Source organism: Clostridioides sp. ZZV15-6598, from assembly GCF_020657705.1.
Lineage (GTDB): Bacteria > Bacillota > Clostridia > Peptostreptococcales > Peptostreptococcaceae > Clostridioides > Clostridioides difficile_F.
The window spans coordinates 1-860 of record NZ_JAGWCS010000294.1 but is presented as its reverse complement, the minus strand read 5'-3'; the positions used below and the strand labels follow the sequence as shown (position 1 = coordinate 860).

Annotated in this window: 1 protein-coding gene; it reads right to left on the bottom strand. The window is 22.3% G+C overall.

The window, feature by feature from the left end; genetic code table 11:
- Positions 1–181: 181 nt before the first annotated feature.
- Positions 182–697, bottom strand: a complete 516-nt coding sequence (locus tag KGF50_RS21675) for a hypothetical protein (RefSeq protein ID WP_227849975.1) — start codon at positions 695–697, stop codon at positions 182–184.
- Between the last annotated feature and the right edge of the window lie 163 nt (positions 698–860).

Below are 860 nucleotides of genomic sequence, written 5' to 3'. Positions count from 1 at the left end.
AGACTATTCTATAAGCATAAATAGCATAGGTGAGATAAATATATATTATGATTCAAGATATGAAAATAAGATACAGAATGTAGTTGATGAGATTGAACAGTTATTCAAGTCTCAAGTTAAAAATTTTAGTGTATCAAAATTTAAGAATTGATGATTAGAAGGTAGCAACTGGAGATAGTTGTTACCTTCTTTTTCTATACTTTCTTTCTCTAAATTTTTTCTTTTTCATATCTTCTAATACATCTAATGCAGTTATATAAAATTGTATGTCATTTCTATATAAAGCTCCTATTTTAGATGACATATTTTGTACGAAAAATAAAAAAGAAAAAAGACATATAACATTAGCTATTAAATTTATATCTAAATTTTCAATTTTTAAAACAGTTATCAAAGTACTTAAAGCTGTTTTTATGGTTTCAAATGCAAAATTATACAAAAATGAAAAAAGTACAGCTAGAAGAGCTATGTACAATGCAGTAGAAGGATTATTATTTTTTTCTAACTGACCTCTAATTCTGACCTGTTCAACTTCTATTTTTTTAACACTATTCATACTTTCCATTTCATTATAATAATTATAGATTTTTGTGTAATATTTATGATATTTCTTTGAATTTTTATTATTTTTATTGAAATATTTTTTATCTTTCATATTTTGAAACCAGTTCACTAAATTCACAATTACTAAATTCATAAAATCCCCCAAGTATATATAATATACTTTAATTTATAGCATATTTAAGAACTTATATCAGTAATTTGTCGAACGATTTTAGCTGAAAATAGAGTATAATGATAGATTTATTTTTTACAAGGTACTATTTTTTACAGAGTTATATATTTCTTTCTAATTAAAT